This is a genomic window from Bradyrhizobium sp. PRIMUS42 (assembly GCF_023006515.1).
GTDB lineage: Bacteria > Pseudomonadota > Alphaproteobacteria > Rhizobiales > Xanthobacteraceae > Bradyrhizobium.
Genome location: NZ_JALBGZ010000635.1, coordinates 1 through 3,654 on the forward strand (window position 1 = coordinate 1; position 3,654 = coordinate 3,654).

At 64.0% G+C, this 3,654-nt stretch carries 1 protein-coding gene; it reads right to left on the bottom strand.

The annotated features are described in order from the left end of the window. Positions 1 to 3,529: amino acid adenylation domain-containing protein (locus MOV75_RS30865; RefSeq protein WP_247007210.1), on the bottom strand; the 3,529-nt coding region annotated here is incomplete at its 3' end. Positions 3,530 to 3,654: the final 125 nt, after the last annotated feature.

Consider the following 3,654-nt stretch of genomic DNA (forward strand, 5'->3'; position numbering starts at 1 on the left):
ACGCCGCGGTGGCGTCGCCGGCGAGCAGCGCGCGGATCGTAGGCTTCTGCAGCAGATCGCGCAGCTTGATCTCGATCCCGAACGCCTTGTCCTGACGGAGCCGCGCCACGACCTTGAGGCACAGAATCGAATTGCCGCCAAGCTCGAAGAAATTGTCGGTGACGCCGACCTGCGGCACTTTCAGAATCTCGGACCACAAGCGGGCCATCGCGGTCTCTGTCGGGCCTTGCGGCGCGACGAAGCTCCGCACCGGCGCGTCGGGAGACGGCAACGCGCGCCGGTCGATCTTGCCGCTCGACAATGTCGGCAACCGCTCCAGCATCATGATCCGCGCCGGCACCATATAGGCCGGCAGGATCTGCTTCAGGAAACCGGTCAGGCGCTCGACCAGCGCTTCGGCCACACCGGGCGCGGCGTCGCCGGCCGCCTTCGGCGCGACATAGGCGATGAGCTGATTGCCGGCTGTGCCCGGCACTGCCACCACCGCCGCCTGCGCGATCGCCTCGTGACGGAGCAGCGAGGTCTGGATCTCTCCGAGCTCGATGCGGAAGCCGTTGACCTTGACCTGGTCGTCGCTGCGGCCGAGATATTCGACGGTGCCGTCTTCGCGCCATCGCGCCAGATCACCGGTGCGGTACAGCCGGGCGCCCGGCACCGCCGAGAACGGGTCAGGCACGAACCGCTCCGCGGTCATGCCGGCCTTGCCATGATAACCGCGCGCCAACCCGAAGCCGCCGAGATAGAGCTCGCCGGCAACACCGGCAGGAATGATGTCGAGCCCGCCATCGAGAATATAGGCGCGGCGGTCGCCGACCGGCGTGCCGATCGGCGCATAGGGCGTGTCGCATTCGGAGGCGCCATCGACCTTCCAGACCAGCGGCGTGACGACGGTTTCGGTCGGGCCATAACCATTGATCAGGATGCGCGGCTTGAGAACGCGCCTGACCTTGTCGAAGCCTGCCTTCGGCATCGCCTCGCCGCCGAACGAGTAGAGCTTGACCGGCGGCGGGTTGCCGTTCTGCTCGACGCACTCTGCGACCTGCTGGAGGAAGGCCGGCGGCAATCCGATATGGCTGACGCGATGGGCGTGCAGGTTCTCGACCGTTTGCTCCGGCGTCCACAATTCGGCGTCGCGCATCAGCAACCGTGCGCCATGTGACAGAACCGTGAGCCAGCGCTCGTGGGCACCGTCGAAGGCCAGCGACAGAAAATGCAGCTCGCAAGAGCTTTGGTCGATCTCGTAGAGGCTTCCCGTGACGTGACAGTGCATCGCCAGCGGCCCATGGGTGACGGCGACGCCCTTGGGCGTCCCTGTGGAGCCCGAGGTGTAGATCAGATAGGCAAGGTTTTCAGGATGCAGTTCAGGTTGCGGCGGATGGTCGGGACCAGCGTCGAAATCGAACGCGGACAGCGAGATTCTTTCGACACCATCCGGTCTGCCCTCGATCCCGAGCCGTCCGGTCAACAAGAACGCGATTGCGGCATCGCGCATGACGAACGCACGCCGTTCCGGCGGCAGTTCGGGATCGAGTGGAACGTAAGCCCCGCCTGCCTTGAGGACCGCGAGCAGTGCGATCATCGTGATTTCGGTTCGCTCGACCACTACGCCGACGCGCTGCTCGGATTTGAGTCCGCGCGCGATCAGGTGATGGGCCAGACGATTGGCCCTGCACTCAAGCTCTCCGAACGAGAGCACTGTGCTGCCGATGGTCAGCGCCGTTCGCTCCGGATGACTCTGCGCATGGCCGCTGATCGCCTCGTGCACCGGCGGCAGCGGAGGGCTCGACGTGGCGTTACGATTGCAACTGTCTGCAAGAGCGGCGTCGACCTCCGTGACGGGATCGATGGCGCCAAGCAGAGCCGTGGCGTCCCGCGTCAGCGCTGCCAGCAAATGCTCGAACTGCGTCTTGATCTGCGCCGCCTGCGCCGCGGTGAAATGGTTCGGCATATAGGTGTATTCGACCTGAAGCGTGTCTTCGACGAGTACCGACAGGTCCATCGGATAGTTCGTCACGTCGACATTCTTCAGACCGCTGAACTGCAAAGCGCCCCCGCCGCGATGCATGCTGCGTTCGATCGGATAGTTCTCGAAGACGATGATGCTGTCGAACATCGTTTGACCGGCGCGACCGGCCCAGCCCTGGATGTCATAGAGCGGCGTGTGCTCGTAATCCCGGATCGCCGAATTGCGATCCTGCAGCGCCCGCAGCCATTCTCCGATGGTGCTGGCGGGCGGCAGCGTTTCGATCACGGGCAGCGTATTGATGAAGAGCCCGAGCATCTGCTGGGATCCGTCGAGGCTGGCCGGACGACCGGCCACTGTCACGCCGAACGTCACGGTATTCTGGCCCGTATAACGCTGTAGCAGCAGCGCCCACACACCCTGAACGATGGTGTTCAACGTGATCCGCTCGCGGCGCGCGAACGCCTTCAGCTCCGCGGTCGCGGTCTCTCCGAGACGCGTGTAACAGCGTTCGTGGCCGGATGCATGATGGCGGCGCCCGCCGAAGGCATCGGCGAGCTGCGTCGGCTGGTCGAAGCCCTTGAGCTGCTCGCGCCAGAAGGCTTCGGCAGCCCTGGCATCCTGCGCCAGCAGCCAGGCGATGTAGTCGCGGTAGCGCGTCGCGTTCGCAGCAGGCGTGCCGCCATAATAGCACTCCAGCACTTCTCCGATAAATCTGGCTGAGCTCCAGCCGTCCATCAGGATATGATGATAGGTCCAGATCAGCCGATACAGGTCGTCCTGGAGCCGCAGCAGCCGCACCCGCTGTAGCGGCGGCGTTTGGAGATCGAACTCGGCGGCGCGTTCATCAGCAAGGGCAGCGGCAATCCGTTCGTCACCGATCGCCTGCCCGCGCCAATCCTCTTGCTCGAACGGCACGATGGCGTCGCGATAGACCGCTTGCAGCGGAGAGCCGGAGAGCTCACGCCACAGGAAACCGGTCCGCAGCATCTGATGACGTGCGCTCACCTCGCGCCATGCCGTGCCGAGACGTTGCGGATCGAGGCCACGGATCTCGACGCTGACCTGGTTGACATAGACGCCGCTGCCAGCATCGCGCAGGCTGTGAAACAGCATGCCCTGCTGCATCGGCGACAACGGATAGACGTCCTCGATGCGGCTTAAGTCCAGACCGAGCCGCTCGAGCTGCTCGGCGGACAGACCCGAGAGCGAGCCACGTTCTGATACCGGGTCGTCCTTGCCAGGACCGACATCGCGGGACGACGCTGCCAGGGCCTCGATGGTCTGATACCGGAAAACGTCGCGTGGCTCGATGAGCACGCCTTCGCGCCGCGCGCGGCTCACCATTTGCAGCGAGATGATCGAATCACCACCGAGCTCGAAGAAATTGTCGGTGACGCCGATGTTGGGCTGGCGCAGCAGATCGGCCCAGATCGCAGCCAGCGCCGCCTCGGCCGGCGTGCGCGGCGCGACATGCTCGATTGACGTCGCAAGCTGATCCGGAGCCGGCAGCGCCTTGCGGTCGATCTTGCCGTTCGGCGTCAGCGGCAGACGATCCAGCACCACGATCCGCGCCGGGACGTCATGAAATATCTTGTTACCGCTATCGGATATTCAGCCGATGTTCCGTAATCTTCGGCTTTAACGATTTGTTAATCTATTTATTACATGCGAATACTGTAAAACGAAGT